Raw genomic sequence first — 24735 nt, forward strand, 5'->3', positions numbered from 1 at the left:
CAGTATGCTTAACTCAGAGTACATAGCCGTTTGAGAAGCCCCCTCATGCGAACTGTCAACAAACAACAAATTAGCAACTATAGCAAAAGCATCCGCACTCAGTGAACAGCTGAATGCGGATACTTTTGTGTTATTAGCTGTGGCGTTGTGTCATATTGGTATCTACCACTGTTCGCTGTGAACCTTGTCACAAGGGAAGCTTGGCAGCTTCTGCGCCTCCGGCTGCTCGTCGATGTGTCCGAGGACCAGCAGCGCTTCGAGCTTCATATTTGCAGGAGCCTTAAGTCTGGCGTTGACAAATTCTTCAGAGCTTACACCGTCCTGGTTGGATGGACGAAGTCGTAGCTGCAGCCAAACGCTGCCTAGACCCTGTTCAGCGGCAGCGAGCAGCATATAGCTCATTGCGATGGAACTATCCTCAATATATGTATCTGTCTTGTCAGAATCCGAATAAACCGCAACAGCGACATTCGCAGTCTCAAGCATCTTAGCTCCACCCTTTCGGCTGTTAACGAGCTCCTTGAGTGTGTCCTTGTTCTTAATGACTACAAACTCCCATGGTCGTAATCCCTTGCCGTTAGGGGCAAGGAGCGCGGCTGACAGAACTTCGTTCAGCTCCTCGTCTGTAACAGGCTGTGTGTTGTACTTACGAACGCTGCGGCGATTCTGCATAGTGTTTAATAAACCCATCTCAATACTTCCTTTCACATTAATTGACTACATTGTAACATGAATGTTAAAAAATGATTGAATAATTGCAAAATAAATTCAAAAACAGCATAAATTTTATGATTTGTAATTTAATCTGCTTTTCGAGTCAAGTATTCCAGACTCCACCATATCCCGGTCAACGTATCGATACCCGATGAATGGCCGATAGCCAAGAAATCCTTCGTCAGCTTATCGACAGCTTCTGCACCTGTGCACAATTCATCATACAGCGTAATTACCGGTACACTGAACTGGCTAGCGAGTGCACATTTTATAAAGGCTCTGCTTATTTCGTTTGTGTTATCGAGATTATCGGTTATTGCAGCCCTCACCGACTCCATCAGCTTATGATTGAAGCGAGCTGGGAGCGCGGCAAATGTTGACAGCATTCCGGTGAGGAAATCATCTCCGCCGGGTGTCAGGCCGGAACCGAGACCTATCAGCGATGTCAGTGCATTTCCCGAAGAAGCGGTGTCACCGGATTTTAGAGATGAAACCGCATCCGTGAGCTTGTCCTTTGCATATGACAGAACAAAATCGTCCGGAGCACCAGCCGGATCAGTCAAGAAAGAGAACCCGCCGCGATTTGTGTTCTCGATCATGTGTTTAACAGTGGATTTTAGATCCTCTTTGTGATTGTGCTTAATTAAATACCCGTCATAAATGCAGGTCGGAGCATCAAAAGAGATAGTAGCTTTTCCGACAGTCAGATTGTTGGATCGGAGCGTGACAGCATCTCCGTCGTGAACTCCGATGGCGTGTATTTCGGCTTCGTTAATCGGAAGTATGACGCTTATCGGCGATACAGGAGAATCCTGTATTTGCAAAGCCAATAGCTGATTATCGAGCATTAGATTAATTGTTCTCTCATAGACTGAGTGCACGTATAGATCGAGTTCACTCGGATCACCCCGAGATGCCAGCGACTCCAGCTTATTCAATACATATAGCGAAGTTTGTTTTACTTTTATCATCATTCATCCTCTTCGTGGCTATGTTATCATCATGTATAACAAAAATCAAAATGCGTTTTTAGATAATTCGACAACAATAAAATTTTTTAATCAATAAAAAGGTTTCAATCTATTTTTTACAGGGCTTAGAAATATTGAAGAATACCATTCAGTAATGTACTATAAGATTTATGAAAGGAGTTGAAATTGGTTGACCGATTTTATTAAGAAATTTATTAACCATGAAACTGTTTCATAAAGATTCTTAAGCTTCTACACATTTGATCGTAAAGGGTCATAGGAAGGGAGATTATATGTATGATTTACTGATTAAGAATGGACAGGTTGTTACACCCGAGCTCATTCAGGAGGCAAACATTGCTGTCAAGGATGGCAAGATTGCAGCAATTCTATCCAAGGATGACGAGCCGAAGGCTGCGAAGGTTATCGATGCAGCCGGTAAGCAGGTCTTCCCCGGAGCAATTGATACCCACGCACATCTTAACGATCCGGGATATGAGTGGAGAGAGGACTACGAGCACGGAACTGCAGCTGCTGTAGTTGGCGGATATACAACTGTTATCGACATGCCTCTTCAGAACGAGCCGGCTCTGACAACACCGGAGATTTTCGACGCCAAGCTGGCTAAGGTTCAGCCAAATGCATATTCCGATTTCGCATTCTGGGGAGGACTTGTTCCGGGCAACCTCGATCAGCTCCGGGGGCTCGACGAGAGAGGCGTTATAGCTTTCAAGTCATTCCTCGGACCTGTATCGCCTGACTACTCACCGCTGACATATGGACAGGCATATCAGGCAATGAAGATTATCAGGGAATTTGGCGGAATGGCCGGATTCCATTGTGAGGATTTTGCGATGATTAAGGAAGGTGAGAAGGCTCAGAAGGAAGCCGGCAACTTCAGCTGGAGAGGCTTCCTCGATTCCAGAACACCTGCTTCTGAAATCGTAGCAACAGAGACTGTTGTGGAGATTGCTAAAGAGCTGGAGTGCCGTGCACACGTCTGCCACGTCAGCCACCCGGGTGCGGCTGAAAAGGTATATGAGGCACAGTGCGAAGGATATGAGGTGTCAGCTGAGACTTGCGGACATTACCTCGCTTTTACGGAGGACGATGTGCTGGAGCATGGGGCGCTGTTTAAGTGCGCGCCACCTCTCAGAACTAAGGATGATGTAGAAGCAATGTGGGAGTATGTCGAAGAAGGAGTATTTTCCGGACTAGCATCAGACCACTCGCCCTGCACATACGATGAGAAGAACAATGAAATTCTCGGACAGAAGATTGAGAATGTGTTTGACGTATGGGGCGGAATCAGCGGTATCCAGAGCTGCGTTCAGGCAATCTACTCGGAGGGAGTGGTAAAGCGCGGTGTAGATCCTCGTGTTCTTGCCAACGCCTGGGCTAAGCTGCCGGCTGAGACATTCCATATCTACGGTAGGAAGGGCGACATCAAGGTAGGCTTTGACGCTGATATCGTCATAATTGATCCGGAGAGAGAATGGGAGATCACCGCGGATTCTCTATACTATGTAAACAAGATTTCCGCATTTGTCGGAATGAAGGGCAAAGGCTTCCCTGTAGTTACCCTCGTTCGAGGTGAGCTGATGGCGGAAGACGGCAAGCTTGTAGGCCTGAAGGGCAAAGGCGAGCTGATTAAGAGACTATTCTAAACGAAATTATTTTAAAGGAGAAAAATTTTAATGAGCATTGTAGATAACAAGGTGCTCGATCCTAAGCTTGCGGCTGATGTCAATGAAGACCTACAGCCTACCAAGACACGTATCATGGGATCGCTATCTTACACAGCATCGTTCCTTGGCGGCTGTGTATCCATCGGAACATTCTCGATGGGTTCTGCACTGATTGGAGTGCTGACAATCACTCAGGCTATCCTGGCTATGGCTATCGGATGCCTCGTAATCGCTATCGCATTAGTCCTGATCGGTAACGCAGGCCACAAGTATGGTATGCCGTACGTAGTTCAGCTGAGATCCAGCTTCGGTACTGCCGGTGTCAAGATCCCCGGTGTACTGAGAGGTCTGCCGGCTATCGTATGGTTCGGATTCCAGTCATGGGTCGGAGCGGGCGCTATCAACAGCTGCTTCAAGATTCTGTGGGGAATTAACAACCTGCCGGTGGTTTTCGGTCTTTTCACACTTCTCCAGGTTGCCCTTGCGATCAAGGGCTTCCACGGAATCAAGTGGCTCGAGAACTTCTCTTGCGTATTCATCGTGGTAATTCTTGCTTATATGCTATACGTAGTTAAGACTAAATTCGCAGTAGATATCAGCGCTTCATTTGCCGGGGTAAAGGGAACATGGGGAATGCCTTTCTGGGCTGCTACAACATCCTTCCTCGGAATCTATTCCACGATGATTATCAACGCTTCCGACTACTCGAGAAATCTCAAGGAGAACATCAAGCCGGTTAAGACCGGTTCGATTTACACGATTGCTATCCTGCCCGTAACTCTGTTCATGGGACTTATCGGACTTCTCGTTACAGCAGCAACAGGAAATTCGGATCCTGTAGTTGTGTTCTCGACTACAATGGGCAGCAAGTTACTTACAGTCGTAACTCTAGTATTCATCGCATTTGCTCAGGTTACAACCAACGTACTCAACAATATCGTTCCACCGGCTTACGTGTTGATGGAGTCCTTCAAAATGAAGTGGTCGCATGCGACAGTGCTCGTAGGCATCCTCTCGGTATGCGTAATGCCGTGGAAGCTTGTAACAGCGGATTCCGCTGCAGGACTTTCGCTGTTCACAAAGGTGTACTCGGCATTCCTGGGGCCTATCTTCGCAGTAATGGTTGTTGACTACTATCTGCTGCGCAAGAGTACACTGGATGTAAACGCGCTATATGACAAGCTGGGACCTTTCAGGGGTGTCAACTGGGCGGCAATCATCTCAATCGCAGCAGGAGCCCTGGTATCGGTATTTGTAGTCGATCTGTCATGGTACGTCAGCCTCATTCCAACGGGTGTTGTATACTACCTGCTCATGAAGTACCTGCCGGCGTCCGGGAACTTCAGAATTGGAACTATATTTGAAGACTAATCAAAAAATTAATCTATACATTATCAGGCAGAGAGCTGCGACTTGCACTCCCTGCTCTGTGTAAGTAATAAGGAGGAATTAGACATGTATGATCTAATTATCAAGAACGGTAAGCTGGTTACCCCTGATCGTATTTATGAAGCGGACATAGCTGTACAGGATGGCAAATATGCTGCATTCCTGGCTCCCGGATCAGATGCGGAAGCAGAGAAAGTCATCGATGCAAAGGGTAATCTGGTATACCCGGGAATTATCGACTGCCACGCTCACCTCAATGAGCCGGGATTCGACTACCGGGAGGATTTTGAGACAGGGTCAAGAGCTGCTGCAGTTGCAGGCTGCACAACACTGATCGATATGCCTCTTAACAATGATCCTTCGCTCATGAACAAGGAAATCTTTGACCTCAAGATGAGCAGGATCAGCAAACACTCGTACATCGACTTCGGTCTATGGGGTGGAATTGTAGGAGATTTCGATGACAATCCTGATTCGGTACATAACAACCTCGCTGATCTCGAGGAGCTCGAGCAGGCAGGTGTTGCTGCATTCAAAGGCTTCACTTGCCCTAACGGACCGCTGTTCCCTACAGTTAACATGGGTAACGTTCGTGAGGCTCTCGAAATCCTGAGGCCGTACAACGCGCTCTGCGGATTTCACTGCGAGGAGTATGGTCAGGTTCTGGAGAGAGAGAAGAAGGCTAAGGCTATGTCCGGTCGGTCAGGACGGGAAAAGATCAGAGCGTTCCTGGATTCCCACGATGTATGGACAGAGTACGTAGCAACTAAGAATGTAATCGACATGGCTAGAGCTACGGGCGGAAGAGTTCACATCTGCCACGTAAGCCATCCAATGGTTGCACAGGTTGTAAAGGAAGCTCAGCACGAGGGACTTCCTATCACAGCCGAGACTTGCCCACACTACCTCGGATTCTCTGAGGACTTCGTATTTGAGAAAGGTGGTCCGGCTAAGTGTACACCTCCTCTAAGAACCAAGGAAGACGTAGAGAAGCTGTGGGATTACGTCCTTGACGGAACTCTATCATGCGTTGGTAGTGACCACTCACCTGCTGCAGACGAGGAGAAGGACAACGAAACAAGAGACATTTGGCAGGCCTGGGGCGGACTTAACGCCATCCAGTTCTTCCTGCCAATGATGTTCGACATGGTTGTACATCAGAAGAAGCTGAGTCCAAGCCTGATTGCTCGGGTTATGGATTACAATCCTGCCAAGGTATTTGGATTCTACGGACAGAAGGGTGCATTTGAAATCGGCTTTGATGCCGATGCTGTAATCGTCGATCCGGAGAAGGCGTGGAAGGTTGATCAGACTAAGCTGTTCACCAAGGGACACGTAACGTGCTTCGACGGTCTGGAAGGAAAGGGCTCTCCAACATGCACTGTTATCCGCGGGCACGTTGTAGCTAAGGACGGTATGTACCTCGAAGAGGCTAAGGGCTATGGAGAGTATGTAACGCCTGTTAAGTAATAGTTGCTGAATATTAAAGGGAGAACAAAGTAATGAGTACAGAAAATAAAAACGTAAATGCCACGGAGACCGGGGGTGAAAGCATTAAGCCGATTCCTTGGGAAAAACGTACCATGAGCTGGGGGTCTAACACGATGCTGTGGCTCGGCGGTTGTATTTCAATCGGAACTCTCGCTCAGGGATCTGCGCAGATTGAGACAGGACTTAACCTCCTGCAGCTCTTCCTGGCAGTGCTGCTTGGATCTACTATTCTGGTAGTTGGCATCGCCATGAATGACCAGTTCGGATACAAGACCGGTGCTCCGTATTCGATTCACCTCAAGAGCGCATATGGTACAAAGGGTAACATCCTGCCATCGATGATCAGAGGACTGCCTGCCATCGTATGGTACGGATATCAGACATGGCTCGGCGGTGCAGCTATCAACAACATCGCGAAGCTGCTCTTTCACTATGACAACATCTGGCTGTTCTTCATCCTTTTCCAGGTCGTTCAGATCCTTCTATCTATTAAGGGCTTCAAGGGTGCAAAGTGGGTTGGAAACATCGGGGGTACAGTGATTGTCATCGCCATGTTCTACCTCCTTTACATCTGCGTAACAACTCAGTGGGATGTAATTTCTACTAACCTGATGCACAAGAGCGGCACATGGGGCATGCCGTTTGTTGCTGCTATCATCGCATTCTTCGGTAACTCAACAACGGTAATGCTCAACGCTTCTGACTATTCGCGTGAAATGAAGCAGGGCTACAGTGCTCCGGTGCGCGGCATCTCATACTTTATGGCTATGGTTCCGGCAACGGTAATGCTCGGCGTTATCGGGGCAATGGCATCCACAGCAACAGGAATTGCTAACCCAATCAATGCGTTTGCTGCTATGGTTGACAACAAGGTCGTTCTTATTGTCACACTTGCGTTTATCATCTTTGCTCAGCTATCGACGAACCTTGCAAGCAACGTAATTCCACCGGCATATGTATTCATGGATACTTTTAAGATGAAGCATAGGACTGCAGTGATCCTCATCGGAATCATCGCAGTTGCAACTTGCCCGTGGATTCTGACTAACGACAGCTCCGCAGCAGGACTTGCACTCTTTGTTAAGGTATACTCGGCGTTCTTTGCGCCTATCTTCGCTATCCTTATCGTAGACTATTTCATACTGCACAAGAGGAACTTCACCAAGGAACAGCTCGATGATCTGTATGATCCTGAGGGTTCAAAAAAAGGTATCAACATGGCAGCTATCATTGCCACAATCGTTGGCTGTGTAATCGGGCTGCTCGATGTAAACCTCTCATTCTTTACGGCTACTATTCCAACAGGAATCGTATACTATCTGTTAATGAGAAACATGAAGTCTTGCGATAACTTCAGAAAGGGAACAACCCTTGAGAAGAAGTAGCTCATAGCAATAGCACAATCAATCACCTACCCGTATTCTGCGGATAGGTGATTTTGTTATACGTGCGTTTTCATATATCATATAGTCATGCAGGGCATTAAGATATATAGTATTCATAAGATGTCACTATGGCATGTAAATTTGGTTAAAGGAAGCAGGGTGAACATATGAAGAGGAGACTAGCAAATCTGACTGAGATAGAACAGCTTGATTACTTGGTAGATGTATTCAAGTCGGAATCTGCACAATACAGTGTGCTTGAAACACCTGATGATGTAATCGGCAAAAGGCGCCTGCTGCGTTCGCTCATGAACGTGCGCATGCCGCGTCACCTGGACGATATGGCTCTGCAGATACAAAATGAATATCTGCAGTCGAGAGCGAAGGAGCACGGCGTGGTGGAGCTGCACGATATTCCTATTAGAGAAGGTGTGATTTCAATATGGCAAGGGGATATAACGAGACTTGCGGCAGATGCGATTGTAAACGCTGCAAATTCACAGATGCTCGGCTGTTTTATTCCTATGCACACGTGTATTGACAACTGCATACACACTTTTGCAGGGGTGCAGCTTAGAGAAGAGTGCAACAGACAGATGAATCGACTGAGGGTGATATATGGGAGCGATTATGAACAGCCGACAGCGGTTCCGATTCTGACCGGCGGTTACAATTTGCCGGCGAAGAAGGTTATTCATGTGGTCGGACCCATTGTGCAATTCGGTCTGACATCAGAGCTGGAGCAAGCGCTTGCTGACTGCTACGCTAACGTATTAAATATGTGTCTGGAAAATGACATAAAAAGCGTTGCCTTCTGCTGCATCTCAACAGGAGTATTTCATTTTCCGAACAGGAGGGCGGCAGAAATTGCGGTTGCCACTGTTAAAGAGTGGTTGTCGGAGCACCCGGGGGCGATGGAACGGGTGATTTTTAACGTATTTAAGGATGATGACAGAGAGTATTATGAACAATGCATTTGATATGGTACGTTCGCCGCGTCTCGCGGGGGGTGTAGTGCCTTGCCCGTTCATTAACCATCCACGCGTTTGATGCGTGGATGGTTTTATGGATTTAAATGAGTATTATTCAGTTCTGATGAATATATAATCCGTTATAGGTTATAGGTTATAGGTTATAGGTTATAGGTTATAGGTTATAGGTTATAGGTTGTTTTCTATGAAATCAGATGTCTTACTTAACAGATCCTTTGTCGCAGGGTCGTCGGTATTTCTGTCAAAATCGTGTGCATGGATCGAAACGATGAACTTCTCGGGCTTGTACTTATTGCACAATGAGATGAACTCGCTATACGGTACATCGGTGTCGCCTGTGCTGTGTGCTGCAAATACAGGTGCAGGCAGAGAATCGACCGTTCTGAGCGTGTAATACAGGAAGAAAAATTTATCGCGCCCCTCGTAGATCAAGTCCTTCCATCTTCCGGTCTGCCTGGCATATACGTAAGTGCTGTAGTACTCGTCGAGTGCGCCGCTATATATAGCTTCCTGCCTATCAGTCTTAGCCATCTCTGCGGGAACAGCCGGGAGCTGACTATAAAATGCACTTGGTGCATCGTACCATCCATCGTTCAAAAATCCGTATCCATAGTACGAAATTATTCCGTTCAGTTTAACCGTAAGCTTGTCATTTACAGAAGAGAGCAGGGCGAGATAAGCGCCTGCCGAGCGGCCCCATACGAAGAGAGGCAGGCTGTCAGCCAGATCTGCAGCTTTGAAGCTCTTGTTGATAGAATCAACTATATCTTCCAGTATCGCATCAATTTTCGCCTGTGGTGCGAGCGGGTAGTCGATCGCTAATATGGCATATCCCGTACTTGTAAATTTCTCTACATGCATCTTCGGCAGATCCTCCGGTGTTCCGTAGAGTAGACCTCCCCCGTGTATGTATACGAGCAGAGCCTTCGGATCAATTTCATCTGAATAATACAAAATAAAATTTCTGCCATCAGAACCTTTGCCGGTTTTTAACCTGTTCTTAGCTGTTGAAATCTTCCTGATAGTTACCATTGCTGCCTCACAATCTCATGTGTTAAAATTTTAATGCGAATTTTACTTCAGAATAAAAATTATCTGAAGAGCTTGCCAATATATATCTGTTCATATTCCGATATACATCGCAAATGCAGAATTGAGTAAAATATGGACAAGCACAGGCAATATGTTAAAAATCCTTGAAAAAACCTATTAGTTCCCGAGTTTTCTACGAAATTATATAATACTGTTAAATGAATTTCAAAGATGACTATGGCTTAATATTAGTACAATATAAATTTGCATATATCCTTGAAAAAAAGGTTGAAAGATGATTAAATATCTTAAGAAATTGGTTGACAACTGAAGACCAACTTGAAAAGTTTATTATTATTAAAGCATGAGGAAGAGAGGTAAACTTCATGAGTTATTTAAACAATAATACCGGTTACAGAGAGTCGCTTTTAGACACCAGATCCGTTTTTAAGAAAGAGAATTATGTAATTCTAGAACCGGACGGTCTTGTTAAGAATGCAATTCCCGGATATGAGAACTGCGATACAACTATTCTCGGTTCGCCTGCAATGGGAGCATCTTTTGCAGATTATATCTCGACAGTTCACCCGGGTGGCAAGAACGAGAGGATCGGTGGAGAAGGAATCGAGGCTTTCATGTATGTTATCAGCGGAGAGCTCACAGTTAAGAACGCTGATGAAGAAGCAACTCTTACAAAGGGTGGATATATCTTCTCACCGGCTGATAAGCCGTTCCGCTTCGAGAACAAGAGCGGCGAGGACGCTTTTGTTTACATTTACAGGAGAAGATACGTTGCTGTTGAAGGTATGTCGGCTCATACAGTTGTTGCAAATATTAACGACGTTGACTGGATGGACTACGAGGGCATGACAAACTGCCAGAGCAAGGACTTTCTCCCTGCAGCTAAAGACTTTGGCTTTGATATGAATATGCATATCCTAAAATTTGCTCCGGGAGCATGCCACGGATATATTGAGACTCACATCCAGGAGCACGGAATGTACTTCCTACAGGGTAAGGGAATGTACAGACTGGACAATGAGTGGATTCCGCTACAGAAGGGTGACTACGTATTCATGGATTCTTACGTACCTCAAGCTTGCTACGGTGTAGGTACCGAGGACTTCATCTACATTTACTCAAAGGACTGCAACAGAGACGTTGAGCTGTAAGTTTAAACAATAATGAACATTGTTGATAACGGGTTCGTGTCACAGATACGAACCTGCTTTTGTGAAATAGAATTCGTTACTGACTAATTCGTGGAGGTAAATAAGTGAAACTATCAAGAGAAGAGCTTAAGGGCTTGATGAAGGACAAGCTCATGCAGGCAGGTCTGCATGAGGATGATGCAGAGACAACGTCGGAGGTTCTTACATGGGCACACGAGAGAGGTTACTATTCCCATGGTGCTGTAAGAGTAGAGTACTACAGTGAGAGAATCGCAAAGGGCGGTATTACTGCAGAGCCTAATATGACTTGGAAGGAAACAGGCCCTTGCTCCGGAATCCTCGACGGTGACAATGGAATTGGGTTCACTGTTGCTAAGAAGGGCATGGAGAAGGCTATCGAAATGGCTAAGAAGAACGGAATCGCAGTTGTCGGAATGTCCAACCTTTCACACTCCGGTTCTATCGGCTACTATACAGAGATGGCAGCTGATGAGGATCTATTGGCAATTTCATTCTGCCAGTCGGATCCAATGGCAGTTCCTTATGGTGGCGCTGAGCCTTATTACGGCACAAACCCAATGTCATTTGCAGCTCCGACAGCTGACGACAGGAAGGTAGTATTCGATATGGCTACTACAGTTCAGGCTTGGGGAAAGATCCTCGACAAGCGATCCAAGCATCAGGAAATTCCGGCGGACTGGGCGGTAGATGAGGACGGCGCTCCTGTAACTGATCCGCACAAGGTCAACGCTCTTAATCCAATCGCCGGAGCTAAGGGCTATGGACTGATGATGCTGGTTGACGTATTCTCCGGGATCCTTCTGGGAGTTCCTTTCGGCGGACATGTAAGCTCTATGTATCACGACCTTTCTGAGGGCAGAAGACTGGGGCAGATGCATATTGTAATGGATCCGGAGAGATTTGTAGGCGCAGACGCCTTTAAGAAGGCTATGGCACAGTGCCTGGACGAGCTTGATGCTATGAAGCCTGCTCCTGGATTCGACAAGGTTAATTACCCCGGGGAGAGAGCTAAGGCCAGAATGGATAAGGCTTATGCAACAGGCGGTCTGGACGTCGCTGACGAGCTGGTAGAGTACCTGAAGGGGGAGCCCGTTCACTTCAATAGATACGATCACAAGAATAGATTTGCTGATTAATTAAAAAGGGAGAATTTATAAATGCTGAAGACAATTGTGAAAGCAGGAAGCTACCATGATTCTGTTACACTGATGCTTCTCACCAATGCTGTTTCAACAGTTGATGGCGTCAATAAGGTTTCCATCATGATGGCAACTCCGGCTAACAAGGATATTTTTAAGCAGAGTGGACTTGAGACTGAGGAGTTGATGAATGCAACGGCTAACGACATGGTTGTAGTTGCCGACGTAGACGACGAGAGCGTGCTGGATCCCCTTATGGATAAGGTTGACGAGTACTTTGCCAAGGAAGCTAACGCCAATAAGAAGGGCGAAGAAAACAAGTCAGCTAAGAGCTGGGAGCAGGCTCTCAGCCGGATGCCGGATGCTAACCTGGCCGTAATCTCCATCCCGGGAGCTTATGCTGCACTCGAAGCCGAGAGAGCGCTGGATGAGGGGATGAACGTATTCATGTTCTCCGATAACGTAACAATTGAGGATGAGAAGAAGATTAAGGATAAGGCACATGAGAAGGGGCTCGTTGTAATGGGCCCTGACTGTGGCACCGGGATCATCCGGAGTGTGCCGATCGCATTCACTAACACTGTAAATCCCGGTTCAATCGGTATCATCGGTGCATCAGGTACCGGTATCCAGGAGCTGACGACTATCATAGATAGGCTTGGTGAGGGTGTTACAAATGCTATCGGTACCGGCGGTCGTGACCTCTCCGAGGAAGTCGGCGGAACTACTATGATGGACGTCATCGATGCTATGGAGAAGGATCAGACAGTTAAAGTGCTTGTGGTTATCTCTAAGCCGCCGGCTAAGGCTGTCAGAGACAGAATCGCCGCCAGACTCAGCGTTTACAGCAAGCCTGTTGTATGCCTGTTTCTCGGCGAGAAGCCGGAGTACTACGAGGAAGGCCTATATCAGACCTATACGCTCGATGAGTGCGCGCGTCTCGCTGTTAGCCTGGTGAGAGGGCGGAAGGTTGCTGAAGGAGCTGTAGAGTGCGATAAGTCCAAGTTCTTTAAGGCTGAGGACAAGAAGACCATCAAGGCTTACTACTCCGGCGGTACTCTTGCAGGCGAAGCTGCAATGATGATCAAGGATGCTCTGGCGTTCACTGATAATACTCACAAGGATGGATTTAAACTCAACCACAAGGGGCACGTCGTTATCGACCTCGGTGATGACATGTACACTCAAGGCAAGCCACATCCAATGATCGACCCAACCAAGAGAGTTGAGTGCATGGCAGAGGCTATGGATGATCCGAGCACAGGCGTTATCCTGTTCGACGTAGTTCTCGGATACGGTTCACATGACGATATGGCCGGGGCTCTGATTCCGGCTGTTGAGACTCTCAAGAAGAAGGCTGCAGAGCAGAACAGAGAGATATTCTTTGTTGCAGAGGTTTGTGGAACCAGAAATGACTATCAGGGATACGATGAGTCCGTTAAGAAGCTTCAGGCTGCAGGGGTAATCGTGGCAGAGACCAATAAGCTTGCTGTTGAGACTGCAATCGAAGCAATCGGATACAGGTTTACAGAGGAGCACAAGGAGACTCGGCCTAAGGAAGTTAAGGACTTCACTCCGGCTGAACCATCAGAGAAGCTGCTCTTTATGCTCGCTAATAAGCCAAAGGTTATCAACATTGGCCTTAGGAGCTTCGCAGAAGTAACTGCCAAATTCGGATGCGATGTTGTTCAATATGACTGGATGCCACCGGCAGGCGGAAACCTCGAGTTAATCAAGGCTCTCAACTTCCTCAGAAATTATGAAGATATTGACATTGACGAGGCTAACCGCGAGGTTATAGCTAAGGTCGTTGCTGCGCAGCCGGTGCTCAAGGATAATGTTCCGGCTATGGCAGTAATTCCTCAGCTTAATGAGAATAACGGAAAGGTTATTCTTCACGCCGGTCCGCCAATCGAGTACAAGGATATGCCCGCAACAGTTCAAGGCTCTTGTGTAGGTGCTGTGCTCTTTGAGGAGTGGGCAGATAACGAAGCTGACGCCCGTAAGCTTCTCGAGTCCGGCGAGATTAAGTTCATCCCATGCCATCACTGCAATGCAGTAGGGCCTATGGGAGGAATCACAACTCAGCACATGCCTGTATTCGTAGTACAGAACGAGACTGACGGTAATTATGCTTACTGCCAGATGAACGAGGGTATCGGAAAGGTACTGAGATTCGGAGCTTATTCGGAAGAGGTTGTTAACAGACTGAGGTGGATGAGAGATGTACTCGGTCCTACACTGGGAAGAGCACTCAGAAGTCTTGAAGGCGGACTCAGAGTGAACCCGCTGATTGCTAAGGCAATTGCAATGGGAGACGAGTTCCACCAGAGAAACATCGCTGCTTCTCTCTGCTTCCTCAAGGAGATGGCTCCAATCGTAACAGACATGGATATGCCGGAGGAAGAGAAGTCACAGGTCATCAAGTTCCTCGCTGATACAGATCAGTTCTTCCTCAATGTAATGATGGCTACAGGCAAGTCCATCATGGATGGAGCCGGAACACTTACAGAGGGAACTGTTGTTACTGCAATGTGCAGAAACGGAGTGAACTTCGGCATCCGCATCGCAGGTATGGGAGACGAGTGGTTCACCGGACCGGTTAACACCCCGCAGGGTCTATACTTTACCGGATATGACGGTGAGGATGCTTGCCCGGATATCGGTGACAGCGCTATCACTGAGACAGTAGGTGTAGGTGGGATGGCCATGATTGCTGCTCCGGCCGTAACAAGATTTGTCGGAGCCGGCGGATACGAGGATGCTCTCAGCACATCAAACGAGATGACAGAGATCACAATAGATAGAAATCCTAACTACATTATTCCTAATTGGAACTTCACAGGTACATGCCTTGGAATCGATGCAAGACTCGTGGTTGAGAAAGGAATCACGCCTGTAATCAATACAGGGATTGCGCACAAGATTGCCGGATTCGGACAGATTGGTGCCGGAACAGTACATCCACCAATTGAAGCATTTGAAAGAGCTGTACTTGCTTACGCCAAAAAGCTTGGTTACGAAGGTTAATCCAAGTGAAGAGCACAATAACAAGTAATGTGACGGCCTGAGCAATCAGGTCGTTACTATTATCAGAGAATATCAAGGGGGATATACACATGGCAAAGAAGATTGTCATCGCGCTGGGTGGAAATGCACTTGGCAACACAGTTGATGAGCAGCGTGAAGCAGTTGCTCATACTGCGGAGGTTATCGTAGACCTCATCGCAGAGGGGCACGATTTAATCGTTACACACGGAAACGGTCCACAGGTCGGAATGATTCAGAATGCTATGGATGCTCTTGCAGCAGCTAATGGCGGATATGGAGCAGTACCACTGCCTACAAGCGTTGCTATGTCACAGGGATACATTGCAATCGACCTTCAGAACGCTATCAAATACGAGCTCAAGAAGAGAGGAATGGATAAGAAGGTATCTTCCATTATCTCACAGACACTCGTTGACCCGGCCGATGAAGCATTCAAGAACCCTACCAAGCCAATCGGCAGATTCCTCACTAAGGAAGAGGCTGATAAGCTGGCTGCTGAAGGAATTTCAATAGCTGAGGATGCTGGCAGGGGCTACCGCAAGGTTGTTGCTTCCCCAATGCCGCTCAAGATCTGTGAGCTGGGAACGATTAAGACGCTTGCTGATGCGGGCCATGTTGTGATCACTTGCGGCGGTGGCGGAATCCCGGTATTTGATGAGGGCGGAAAACTCGTAGGCGCTGAGGCTGTGATCGATAAAGATAATGCATCAAGTCTTCTTGCCAGAGAGCTTGGAGCTGATTACTTAGTAATTCTGACTGCTGTGGAAAAGGTTGCTATCAACTTCGGTAAGACAAACCAGGAATGGCTGTCTGATCTGTCAATCGAGCAGGCTAACAGGTATATCGCTGAAGAGCAGTTCGCCAAGGGTTCAATGCTTCCCAAGGTTGAGGCAGCTATTCGTTTCGCTGAGTCGGGTGAAGGCAGAAATGCTCTCATCACACTCCTTGAAAAGGCTAAGGAAGGAATTAACGGAGAGACAGGAACAGTTATTCACAAGTAATTTCTGTCATGTAAGTTAATCATCTGTATAATTCATAGGAGTTATTAAGAAATGAACATACCTGTTAATTTCGCGATGTGGGGCATGGCGATGCTCCCGATTATTGTATTAATAGTTTTAATGATTAAATTCCACTGGGGTGCTACTGAAGCCGCCCCGGTCGGTTTGCTTGTAACAATTCTTTCTGCACTAACCTTTTATAAGGCTCCGGCTCATCTGGTCGCTGTGGAGAGTGCCAAAGGTGTATGGAGCTCTCTGGTGATCCTGTTGATTATCTGGACAGCGATTCTCCTGTATCAGGCCGGACAAGAGGCAAACGCCTTTCTTGTCATCAAGAATGAACTCAGTAAGCTTATTCCTAATGAGCTGCTGCTGATACTTGCACTTGGATGGGTATTTGTCAGCTTTCTACAGGGAATTACCGGCTTTGGAGTTCCGGTAGCGGTGGTCGCTCCGCTGCTTATAGGCATCGGTGTCAGGCCAATCTATGCAGTTGCAATTCCTCTGCTGGGACAGGCTTGGGGAAATACCTTCGGTACACTCGGTGCCGCGTGGGATGCACTCGCAGATGCGTCAGGATTAAAGGCCGGGAGTGCGGAATATTTCAAGGCTGCGTTCTGGGCTGCGGTATTCCTGCTGGCATGGGATTTTATTACAGGCCTGATTATCTGCTGGTTCTACGGCAAGGGCAAGGCGGTGCGCAAGGGCTTACCTGCAGTGCTGGCTCTGACTGCAGCAGGTGGAGCTGGCGAGCTCGTTCTCAGCCAGATTAATACCACTTTAAGCAACTTTATCCCTGCAGTAATCGCACTGGTGCTGGTTATGCTGCTCGGCAGAATGAAGTTGTACAACACAGATTGGAAGCTTGAAAAGTCACCAATTATGGAGCGGGTCGAGCCTGCAGCTGCAGCCGACAGCTATATTCCTAAGGATATGTCGCTGATCCAGGCCTTCATGCCATACCTGCTGTTATCCGTTATGACGTTCGTTGTTCTGGCTATTAAGCCAATCAACGAGATGCTGGGGCGGTTTAAGATAGGAATTGTCGTACCTGAGACGCGTACCGGCTATGGTATTGTAAATGCGGCAAGCGACAGCTATTCTCCTGTTGCTATATTTACGCAGGCCGGCATGTTTCTGTTTCTTGCTGCGATTATTGCGCTTGCGTACTACAAGAGTAAGGGCTGGATCAAGACAGGTGGAATCAGGAACGCGTTTGCGAACTCGATTTCAATGACGATGCCATCAGGTATGGCCGTAATCGGACTGGTAATCATGTCCAAAATCATGGGTGGAACGGGACAGACGATCGTTCTATCGCAGGGAATTGCAAATGTGCTCGGCAGCAAGTATCTACTGTTGGCACCGTTCGTCGGACTGCTCGGAACCTTTATGACTGCAAGCAACATGAGCTCAAACATTCTGTTCGGCGGATTCCAGGTTACAACGGCGCAGTTGCTCCACGTTTCAGCAGCAGGTGTATTGGGTGCACAGACTGCCGGCGGAGCCATAGGAGCTGCAGTGAGCCCAAGTAAAATCATCCTTGGAACTACTACGGCAAATATTCTCGGGAAAGAGGGCGAAGTGCTTAAGCTATTGCTGACTATAACAATTCCGGCAACGATTTTGATAGGAGCTTTCCTGTTCATAGTATTTGGACTATAGCAATCTTGTAAGCGAGATAGTAGAGGCATAAGATATTAACGCTGCACGTTCATAGTATTTGACTATAGCAAGCTTGTAAGCAGTTAAGGAGAGGTGTGAGATGGAAAAGACGAGCTTCTGGCGGACAAAGGCCGGCGCGCTGACAATAGGTTTTGTGGTAGCCATGGTCAGTTTTATGGTAATATTGATAGGAATTAAGATGAAATCGGAAATGCTGGAGAACTGTGGGCTGGTTCTCGTAATCGTTGCAGTCTTAATTTCACCTATAAAGGTATTTATACTCGATAGAAAGGGTAAATAGGAGGACTAAAGATGGAAATTGAAATGGTAACAGGAAGAATCGCTCAGAATCTTGAGCATCTTAAGAGATTTACTGCCACACCTGATGCCGGATGCACAAGACTTCCTTTCACGAAGGAGGCTCGTGAGGCTGTGGATTATCTCAAGCAGGAGATGGAGTCTATCGGTTTGGAGGTTAAGGAAGATGCAGCCGGAAACGTATTTGGTATACTGAAAGGAACTGATGCTTCACTTCCCTGCGTTATGACCGGTTCGCACTTCGATTCGGTGCTCCACGGCGGTAACTACGATGGGATCGGCGGAGTAATTTGCTCCATAGAGGTTGCCAGACAGATTATCGACATGGGCCTCGAGCACAAGAGAGATCTAGTTGTAGTCGGATTCATGGATGAAGAGGGAATGAGATTTGGAACAGGTTACTTCGGCTCCGGTGCTATACTCGGTCACAGAGATGCGGCATATACAAGGCAATTTGCTGATATTAACGGTGTAACGATCGCAGAGGCCATGAAGGAGTACGGTCTGGATCCGGATAAGCTTGAGGACGCTAAGTGGCCGGATGGATCGATCGGCAGCTTCGTAGAGGCTCACATCGAACAGGGTCCGGTATTAGACCAGAAGCAGATTGAGCTCGGTCTTGTTACAGGTATCGTAGGTATCCAGAGATATATGGTGACAATCCACGGAAGGGCCGACCACGCAGGTACAACCCCAATGGATATGAGACTCGATGCAGCAGATGCAGCAGCTAAGGTTATCTCCAAGATCGCTGACTGGGCTAGAGAGAAGGCTGACGGTACAGTTGCTACGGTTGGTCTGATTAAGGTCCCAAACGGCGGGATGAACATTGTTGCTGAGCAGGTTGAATTCACAGTTGACATTCGTTCGATGAACAATGACAATATTAATGATATCGCAAATAGAATTAAGGCGGCTCTTGCTCGTGAGTGCAAGATTATGGGCGGAACCTACGAGATCGATACTAAGCTTGTCATCACACCGGTAGAGCTCAGCAGCTCAATGCTTGATATACTGGAGGATTCCTGCAAGAAGAGAGGGTATTCTTACATGAGACTTCCAAGCGGTGCAGGCCACGATTCTCTTGAGATAGGGCAGCAGCTTCCTACAGTGATGGTGTTTGTACCGAGCAAGGATGGAAGAAGTCATACGCCGGTTGAGTTCAGCAAGTACAGCGACCTGGCTAAGGCGTCGGTACTGATGACAGATCTAATTGCGGAGCTGCTCAACAAATAAAAACTTTGCATAAGATGGATATGGATGGTGAAAAAATATGGTAGATGGTAGATACAATTCTGCCTTCAAGAGAAACAACATCAGGTCATTGAGGCGCTCTCTCAAGATGACACAAAAGGAGTTCATAGACTACTTCCTGTGCAAGCGAGACGATAAGCCGTTGATGAGCATTGCCACACTCTCCAACCTTGAATCAAAGGGCGGAGAGCGTGTCAACGAGGTTGTCAGCTCGGTTTGTGCTAAGCTCCAGATAGACACGATGCTGTTCTCCCTCAATCCGGATGAGTTTATGAAGGAGATCGAGAAATATCTGGCAGAACACAAAGAGAACGAAGAACTATTACGAGGCATTGAGAAGAAGGGCAGTATCAGCAAGCTTGTAAATCGTCTTACGATGTATTTTGCAGACGAGATGCTCGAAGGTAGATTGAAGCGTGGCGATCAGATAGAATCCGACCGTGAGCTGGCTCGAAAGCTGGGCGTAGGCAGATCTGCAGTCAGAGAATCGCTCAAGGTACTGGACGTACTGGGCATGATCGATATTCGACTTGGTCAGGGTACGTATATCTCGAGCCGCGAGACTAATTTCTTCTCTATCCCCTTATCGTGGTCGCTTTTTCTGGATGGTGATCAGGTCGACAGCATCCTGACTGTCAGATCGATTCTTGAGGTTAAATCAGCAGAGCTGGCAGCACAGTGCGAGGATCAGGTTAAGCTTGACAGACTGGCTGAAATCTATAGTCGCATGGAACACACCTTCGCTAACTGCGATATCAATAAAAACGCGCAGGCGGCGCTCAAGGAAACGTTGGATGAAGATATTGATTTCCACACATGTATCGCGGAATGTTCAGGTAATCAGATAATCCTATCCATGCTAAGAACTATCAGGAACTTCTTGCAGAGAGTCAGCGGCACAGGCATGGTAGAGCCCAATCAGATTTCTGCAGTTCTGGTTGAGCATAAGGAGCTGTTTGATGCAATAATGTCCAAGGATTCAGAGGCGGCAGCTAAGGCAATGCAGAATCACCTAAATGAATCGAGCTTGCGTTATGATCTGTGATAGTGACTTTGGCTGATTTAGATTATACAGGATGCAGGACGCAGGCAGTGCTTTGAGAATAAGCAGCGCACTTCGAGCCTGTTAAAAAAGGGAGTGCTGCTGCATTTTTAATGAGCTTTTCGGATTACATCAAGCTCAAAATGCTGTAGCTGCATGGAAGAACAACGGCTGAATTCCGGCCTGTATGCATAAGTAAATATTGGCTGTTGTATTATAGAGTGCAATAAATGTTGTTAAAAATTGGTTGAAGAATAATGAAACCGCTTTGGTGAAATTGGGTCAACCAATTTTTAATTTCGTATTGACATAAGCGTTAATGAGTAGTATAAATATTATGAGGCTTGAGATACAAGCTGTTTGTGAATTAACAATGTTAAGTCTTGCGAATAATACACGTTGTATAAAAAGTGCTTTGTGTGATTTAAATTGCATTAATGATTTTAATATGGAGGCCACATGTATAAGATAGTTAGCAAAAAAATTTTGAATTCTGCTCTCGAGCTGATGGAGATTCATGCACCGTTCGTCGCTAGAAAATGTGAAGCGGGACAGTTTATCATCATCAGAGTGGATGAGGATGGAGAGAGAATTCCGCTTACAATTGCAGACTTCGACAGAGAAAAGGAGACAGTTACAATCATCTATCAGAAGGTTGGTTATTCTTCAAATCTGCTATCGGAGAAGCAGGAGGGAGATTATGTAGAGGATTTCGTCGGTCCTCTCGGTGTCCCTTCACCCCTCAAGTATACCGACAAGAAGGTTATCGGAGTTGCCGGAGGACTGGGGGCAGCGCCTATTTACCCACAGCTCAAGAAGCTTCATGAGATGGGAGTAAAGGTTGATGTGATTATCGGTGGAAGATCCAAGGACTTTATCATCCTCGAAGAACAGTTCAGAGAATTCTGTGACAATGTATATATCTGTACGGATGACGGTTCTTATGGAGCTAAAGGATTCGTAACGGTGGTTTTACAGGAGCTGCTGGACCGGGGTGAGGAATATGAAGAATGCATTGCCATCGGATCCCTCGGCATGATGAAGGGTGTAGTAGATGTTACTAAGCCGGCCGGGCTCCACACTATGGTATCGCTTAACCCTTTGATGATTGACGGAACGGGTATGTGCGGAGGATGTCGTGTAACAATAGACGGTGAGATGAAGTTTGCGTGCGTCGACGGACCGGATTTTGACGGATTTAAGGTTGATTTTAAGGAATGTATGGAGCGTCAGAGCTTCTTCAAGGATAAGGAGCAGGAAATGAACGACCACGCATGTAAGATAGGAAGGGGTTAATAATGGCTAATAGAAACATGAGCCTTGAGAAGGTCAAGATGCCTGAACAGGATCCTAACGTAAGAAACAAGAATTTCGATGAGGTTGCGCTCGGATATACTCCGGAGATGGCAATGGAAGAGGCTCGTAGATGTCTGCACTGCAAGCACAGGCCTTGTGTGGGAGGATGTCCTGTAAATGTTCCGATTCCCGAGTTCATAGAGAAGGTTGCCGAAGGCGATTTCGACGCAGCATATGAAGTAATTACTCGTGAAAATGCACTGCCTGCCATTTGCGGGCGTGTATGTCCTCAGGAGGATCAGTGTGAGGGAAGGTGCGTTCGAGGTCTTAAGGGTGAGCCTGTAGGAATCGGGCGTATGGAGCGGTTTGTTGCAGATTATCATATGTCGAAGGGGTGTATAACTACCCCGGAAATAGAGAAGAATGGAATTAAGGTAGCAGTTATCGGATGTGGACCTTCGGGAATTACCTGTGCAGGAGAGCTGGCAAGGAGAGGCTACGATGTAACGGTATTTGAAGCTCTTCATAAACCGGGTGGTGTGTTGAGCTACGGAATCCCTGAATTCAGACTTCCCAAGGCTCTCGTTGCAAAGGAAATTGAGAATGTAGAGCGGCTGGGAGTTAAGATTGAGACTAACGTTATCGTCGGTAAGTCAATCACAGTTGATGAGCTGATGTCGGATGGATATAGGGCTGTATTTATCGGTAGCGGTGCGGGACTGCCCAAGTTCCTCAATATTCCCGGTGAAAGCTTGCTTGGCGTATATTCGGCTAATGAATTTTTAACGAGAGTTAATCTCATGAAAGCGTTTAAATTCCCCGAGGTACCGACACCGGTTAAGGTCGGTAAGAGGGTTGCCGTAGTGGGGGCCGGAAATGTTGCCATGGACGCAGCTAGAACTGCAAAGCGTCTCGGTGCGGATGAAGTCTACATCGTATACAGAAGAAGTGAAGCTGAGTGTCCTGCCAGACTTGAGGAGGTTCACCATGCTAAGGAAGAGGGCATTATTTTCAAATTCCTCAACAATCCGGCAGCGATCCTCGGTGACGAAAACGGTTATGTGACAGGAATGGAAATTATTGAGCAGGAGCTTGGGGAGCCGGATGCATCCGGCAGACGCAGACCCGTACCAATAGAAGGGTCCAACTATGTGATTGATGTTGATTCGGTTATCGTAGCCGTCGGAACAAGTCCAAACCCGCTGCTCAGAACTACGACTCCGGGGCTTGACACGCAGAGCTGGGGTGGAATCATTGTTGATGAAGCAACAATGGAGTCAAGTAAAGAATATGTCTATGCAGGCGGAGATGCAGTGACAGGTGCAGCAACAGTGATACTGGCTATGGGAGCCGGCAAGACTGCCGCAGCGGCAATTGATGAGAAACTTAAAGCACAGCGTTAATTGCTATGTCCAGGCTCAACCGAGCCTTCATATAGATACATTACCTCATACCTATGGATGATTTGATGCAGATCACTACAGAAGATTGTTCATAACTATACCCGTTAGCTGTCTTACCTGCCGACGGGTATTTTTATATGCTTTTTAACCTACAAGGCTCTACTCATATAGCTGATATAGCTGACGTAAAATTATAGATACAATAAAAATAACATAAATCACCAATTAACAAATAAATAATCTCTAATTGTATTATGTGTATTGAAATTTCAGATTTTAACAGATAAGCTATAATAAAGTAGGGCGCTAAGGGTGTTCAGATAAGTTATTTTCCAATATTGATGGAGACGAAACGATGGAAAGAAAAGTTGGTACTATATCGAGAGGCATCAGATGCCCCATTATCCGTGAAGGCGATGATATAGCTGAGATTGTTGTAAGATCAGTGCTCGAAGCGGCAGAGGCTGAAGGCTACGAGGTGAGAGACAGAGACATAATAGCTGTCACCGAGTCTGTAGTGGCTAGAAGCCAAGGCAATTACGCAAGTGTGGAGGCTATCGCCAGGGATGTGCAGGCTAAGCTGGGAGGAGATACCATCGGCGTCATCTTCCCGATACTGTCGAGAAACAGATTTGCGACGTGCCTGCGCGGCATAGCTATGGGTGCCAAGAAGGTAGTCCTTATGCTGTCATTCCCGCGCGATGAGGTCGGCAATCAGTTGCTAACCGAGGATCAGCTCGACGAGGCCGGAATAGATCCATACACTAAGGTGATGACTCTGGCGGAATATCGTGGGCTGTTCGGGGCGAACAAGCACCCTTTTACAGGAGTTGATTATCTGGCGTACTACAGTGAGGTTATAGAAGACGCCGGAGCGGAGGTGCAGGTGGTGCTTGCGAATCATGCTACGGAAATTCTGCAGTACACCGATAAGGTGATAAACTGCGATATTCATACCAGGAAGCGCACTCGCCGTATACTCAGGGGTGCAGGGGCAACTGTGATTGGATTGGATGAGATTCTCACAGAGCCGGTCGATGGCAGCGGATGTAACCGCAAGTATGGACTGCTCGGTTCCAATAAGAGCACAGAGGATAGTGTCAAGCTATTCCCTGATGAGTGCGAGCCAATTGTACTGGATATCCAGAAGGCTATTCTGGACAAGACCGGCAAGTGCGTGGAAGTGATGATCTATGGAGATGGGGCTTTTAAGGATCCTGTCGGACAGATCTGGGAGCTCGCCGATCCGGTGGTATCGCCGGCATATACGCCGGGGCTTGAGGGTACGCCTAATGAGCTTAAGCTCAAGTATCTGGCTGATAATGATTTCAAGGAGCTCAGCGGCGAAGCATTGCGAGATGCTATCTCGGCAAGAATCAAGGAGAAGGACGATAACCTGGTGGGTCGGATGGAGACAGAAGGAACCACGCCGCGCAGGCTCACTGATCTGATAGGCTCGCTCTGCGATCTGACGAGCGGCTCGGGAGATAAGGGTACGCCGGTCGTGTATATTCAGGGGTACTTTGATAACTACACAAATTAAAACGGCGATTAAAGAACGAGTGCAATAATCAAGGTTATAAATCGGAGCTATAGATCATCGTTGATATCATATAGACAATCAAAGGATCATAAGCTGCATACAATTAAGATCTTGTACAGATTGACGCGACTGTAAGGCTATAAATGAGATCGCGTCAATCTGTATGTC

The 24735-nt window shown here is 47.1% G+C and carries 19 protein-coding genes; 16 read left to right on the top strand and 3 right to left on the bottom strand.

Going from position 1 to position 24735, the window contains the following annotated elements:
• Positions 1-162: 162 nt before the first annotated feature.
• Positions 163-690 carry a nitroreductase family protein gene (locus HMPREF1152_RS05255; RefSeq protein WP_009644066.1) on the bottom strand — a complete coding sequence of 176 codons (528 nt, stop codon included), beginning with the start codon at positions 688-690 and terminating at the stop codon, positions 163-165.
• 110 nt (positions 691-800) lie between these two features.
• On the bottom strand, positions 801-1688 hold the full coding sequence (locus tag HMPREF1152_RS05260) for a DUF2877 domain-containing protein (RefSeq protein WP_009644104.1): 888 nt from the start codon (positions 1686-1688) through the stop codon (positions 801-803).
• Positions 1689-1978: 290 nt separating this feature from the next.
• On the opposite strand from HMPREF1152_RS05260, the gene allB (HMPREF1152_RS05265) reads away from it, so the two are divergent.
• The 5 genes from allB (HMPREF1152_RS05265) to HMPREF1152_RS05285 all read left to right on the top strand — a co-directional run bounded on the left by allB (HMPREF1152_RS05265) (position 1979) and on the right by HMPREF1152_RS05285 (position 8618).
• On the top strand, positions 1979-3352 hold the full coding sequence (gene allB / locus HMPREF1152_RS05265) for an allantoinase AllB (RefSeq protein ID WP_009644130.1): 1374 nt from the start codon (positions 1979-1981) through the stop codon (positions 3350-3352).
• Between the two features lie 30 nt (positions 3353-3382).
• Positions 3383-4744, top strand: coding sequence for an NCS1 family transporter (locus HMPREF1152_RS05270; protein ID WP_009644071.1), 1362 nt, complete (start codon positions 3383-3385; stop codon positions 4742-4744).
• Positions 4745-4828: 84 nt separating this feature from the next.
• The gene (allB, locus tag HMPREF1152_RS05275; protein ID WP_009644055.1) at positions 4829-6232 is read left to right on the top strand and encodes an allantoinase AllB; all 1404 of its coding nucleotides are present in this window, start codon (positions 4829-4831) and stop codon (positions 6230-6232) included.
• 32 nt (positions 6233-6264) lie between these two features.
• Positions 6265-7638 (top strand): NCS1 family transporter, encoded by a 1374-nt coding sequence (locus HMPREF1152_RS05280; RefSeq protein ID WP_009644120.1) that lies wholly within the window; start codon positions 6265-6267, stop codon positions 7636-7638.
• Positions 7639-7805: 167 nt separating this feature from the next.
• On the top strand, positions 7806-8618 hold the full coding sequence (locus HMPREF1152_RS05285) for a protein-ADP-ribose hydrolase (RefSeq protein WP_009644127.1): 813 nt from the start codon (positions 7806-7808) through the stop codon (positions 8616-8618).
• Positions 8619-8798: 180 nt separating this feature from the next.
• Here the strand turns inward: HMPREF1152_RS05285 and HMPREF1152_RS05290 are convergent, their stop codons facing one another.
• On the bottom strand, positions 8799-9662 hold the full coding sequence (locus tag HMPREF1152_RS05290; protein WP_009644083.1) for an alpha/beta hydrolase: 864 nt from the start codon (positions 9660-9662) through the stop codon (positions 8799-8801).
• A gap of 386 nt (positions 9663-10048) precedes the next feature.
• Here HMPREF1152_RS05290 and allE point away from each other — a divergent pair, with 386 nt between their 5' ends.
• The 11 genes from allE (at position 10049) to HMPREF1152_RS05350 (ending at position 24567) form a co-directional block, all read left to right on the top strand.
• Positions 10049-10834: a (S)-ureidoglycine aminohydrolase gene (gene allE, locus HMPREF1152_RS05295; RefSeq protein WP_009644137.1), complete on the top strand. Its 786-nt coding sequence runs from the start codon at positions 10049-10051 to the stop codon at positions 10832-10834.
• A gap of 104 nt (positions 10835-10938) precedes the next feature.
• Entirely contained in the window at positions 10939-11991 is a 1053-nt protein-coding gene (gene allD, locus HMPREF1152_RS05300) for an ureidoglycolate dehydrogenase (RefSeq protein WP_009644149.1), read from the top strand.
• A gap of 21 nt (positions 11992-12012) precedes the next feature.
• Entirely contained in the window at positions 12013-15024 is a 3012-nt protein-coding gene (gene fdrA, locus HMPREF1152_RS09300) for a DUF1116 domain-containing protein (RefSeq protein WP_009644082.1), read from the top strand.
• 89 nt (positions 15025-15113) lie between these two features.
• Positions 15114-16046, top strand: coding sequence for a carbamate kinase (arcC, locus tag HMPREF1152_RS05315; RefSeq protein ID WP_009644069.1), 933 nt, complete (start codon positions 15114-15116; stop codon positions 16044-16046).
• A gap of 51 nt (positions 16047-16097) precedes the next feature.
• On the top strand, positions 16098-17711 hold the full coding sequence (locus HMPREF1152_RS05320) for an L-lactate permease (RefSeq protein WP_009644133.1): 1614 nt from the start codon (positions 16098-16100) through the stop codon (positions 17709-17711).
• 100 nt (positions 17712-17811) lie between these two features.
• The gene (locus tag HMPREF1152_RS05325; protein ID WP_009644115.1) at positions 17812-18012 is read left to right on the top strand and encodes a hypothetical protein; all 201 of its coding nucleotides are present in this window, start codon (positions 17812-17814) and stop codon (positions 18010-18012) included.
• Positions 18013-18023: 11 nt separating this feature from the next.
• Positions 18024-19265, top strand: coding sequence for a M20 family metallo-hydrolase (locus HMPREF1152_RS05330; protein WP_009644102.1), 1242 nt, complete (start codon positions 18024-18026; stop codon positions 19263-19265).
• A gap of 37 nt (positions 19266-19302) precedes the next feature.
• Positions 19303-20328: a FadR/GntR family transcriptional regulator gene (locus HMPREF1152_RS05335; RefSeq protein WP_009644106.1), complete on the top strand. Its 1026-nt coding sequence runs from the start codon at positions 19303-19305 to the stop codon at positions 20326-20328.
• A 456-nt stretch (positions 20329-20784) separates the two neighbouring features.
• Positions 20785-21621 carry a sulfide/dihydroorotate dehydrogenase-like FAD/NAD-binding protein gene (locus HMPREF1152_RS05340; protein WP_009644132.1) on the top strand — a complete coding sequence of 279 codons (837 nt, stop codon included), beginning with the start codon at positions 20785-20787 and terminating at the stop codon, positions 21619-21621.
• 2 nt (positions 21622-21623) lie between these two features.
• Entirely contained in the window at positions 21624-23024 is a 1401-nt protein-coding gene (gene gltA, locus HMPREF1152_RS05345) for an NADPH-dependent glutamate synthase (RefSeq protein WP_009644100.1), read from the top strand.
• Positions 23025-23379: 355 nt separating this feature from the next.
• On the top strand, positions 23380-24567 hold the full coding sequence (locus tag HMPREF1152_RS05350) for a coenzyme F420-0:L-glutamate ligase (RefSeq protein ID WP_009644122.1): 1188 nt from the start codon (positions 23380-23382) through the stop codon (positions 24565-24567).
• The last annotated feature ends 168 nt before the right edge of the window (positions 24568-24735 follow it).

Source organism: Mogibacterium sp. CM50, assembly GCF_000293155.1.
In the GTDB taxonomy this organism is placed as follows: Bacteria; Bacillota; Clostridia; order Peptostreptococcales; family Anaerovoracaceae; genus Mogibacterium; species Mogibacterium timidum.

Coding starts and splice junctions, on each gene's coding strand:
- HMPREF1152_RS05255 (WP_009644066.1), bottom strand. CDS start 690: ATGGGTTTATTAAACACTATGCAGAATCGCCGCAGCGTTCGTAAGTAC.
- HMPREF1152_RS05260 (WP_009644104.1), bottom strand. CDS start 1,688: ATGATGATAAAAGTAAAACAAACTTCGCTATATGTATTGAATAAGCTG.
- allB (WP_009644130.1), top strand. CDS start 1,979: ATGTATGATTTACTGATTAAGAATGGACAGGTTGTTACACCCGAGCTC.
- HMPREF1152_RS05270 (WP_009644071.1), top strand. CDS start 3,383: ATGAGCATTGTAGATAACAAGGTGCTCGATCCTAAGCTTGCGGCTGAT.
- allB (WP_009644055.1), top strand. CDS start 4,829: ATGTATGATCTAATTATCAAGAACGGTAAGCTGGTTACCCCTGATCGT.
- HMPREF1152_RS05280 (WP_009644120.1), top strand. CDS start 6,265: ATGAGTACAGAAAATAAAAACGTAAATGCCACGGAGACCGGGGGTGAA.
- HMPREF1152_RS05285 (WP_009644127.1), top strand. CDS start 7,806: ATGAAGAGGAGACTAGCAAATCTGACTGAGATAGAACAGCTTGATTAC.
- HMPREF1152_RS05290 (WP_009644083.1), bottom strand. CDS start 9,662: ATGGTAACTATCAGGAAGATTTCAACAGCTAAGAACAGGTTAAAAACC.
- allE (WP_009644137.1), top strand. CDS start 10,049: ATGAGTTATTTAAACAATAATACCGGTTACAGAGAGTCGCTTTTAGAC.
- fdrA (WP_009644082.1), top strand. CDS start 12,013: ATGCTGAAGACAATTGTGAAAGCAGGAAGCTACCATGATTCTGTTACA.
- arcC (WP_009644069.1), top strand. CDS start 15,114: ATGGCAAAGAAGATTGTCATCGCGCTGGGTGGAAATGCACTTGGCAAC.
- HMPREF1152_RS05320 (WP_009644133.1), top strand. CDS start 16,098: ATGAACATACCTGTTAATTTCGCGATGTGGGGCATGGCGATGCTCCCG.
- HMPREF1152_RS05325 (WP_009644115.1), top strand. CDS start 17,812: ATGGAAAAGACGAGCTTCTGGCGGACAAAGGCCGGCGCGCTGACAATA.
- HMPREF1152_RS05330 (WP_009644102.1), top strand. CDS start 18,024: ATGGAAATTGAAATGGTAACAGGAAGAATCGCTCAGAATCTTGAGCAT.
- HMPREF1152_RS05335 (WP_009644106.1), top strand. CDS start 19,303: ATGGTAGATGGTAGATACAATTCTGCCTTCAAGAGAAACAACATCAGG.
- HMPREF1152_RS05340 (WP_009644132.1), top strand. CDS start 20,785: ATGTATAAGATAGTTAGCAAAAAAATTTTGAATTCTGCTCTCGAGCTG.
- gltA (WP_009644100.1), top strand. CDS start 21,624: ATGGCTAATAGAAACATGAGCCTTGAGAAGGTCAAGATGCCTGAACAG.
- HMPREF1152_RS05350 (WP_009644122.1), top strand. CDS start 23,380: ATGGAAAGAAAAGTTGGTACTATATCGAGAGGCATCAGATGCCCCATT.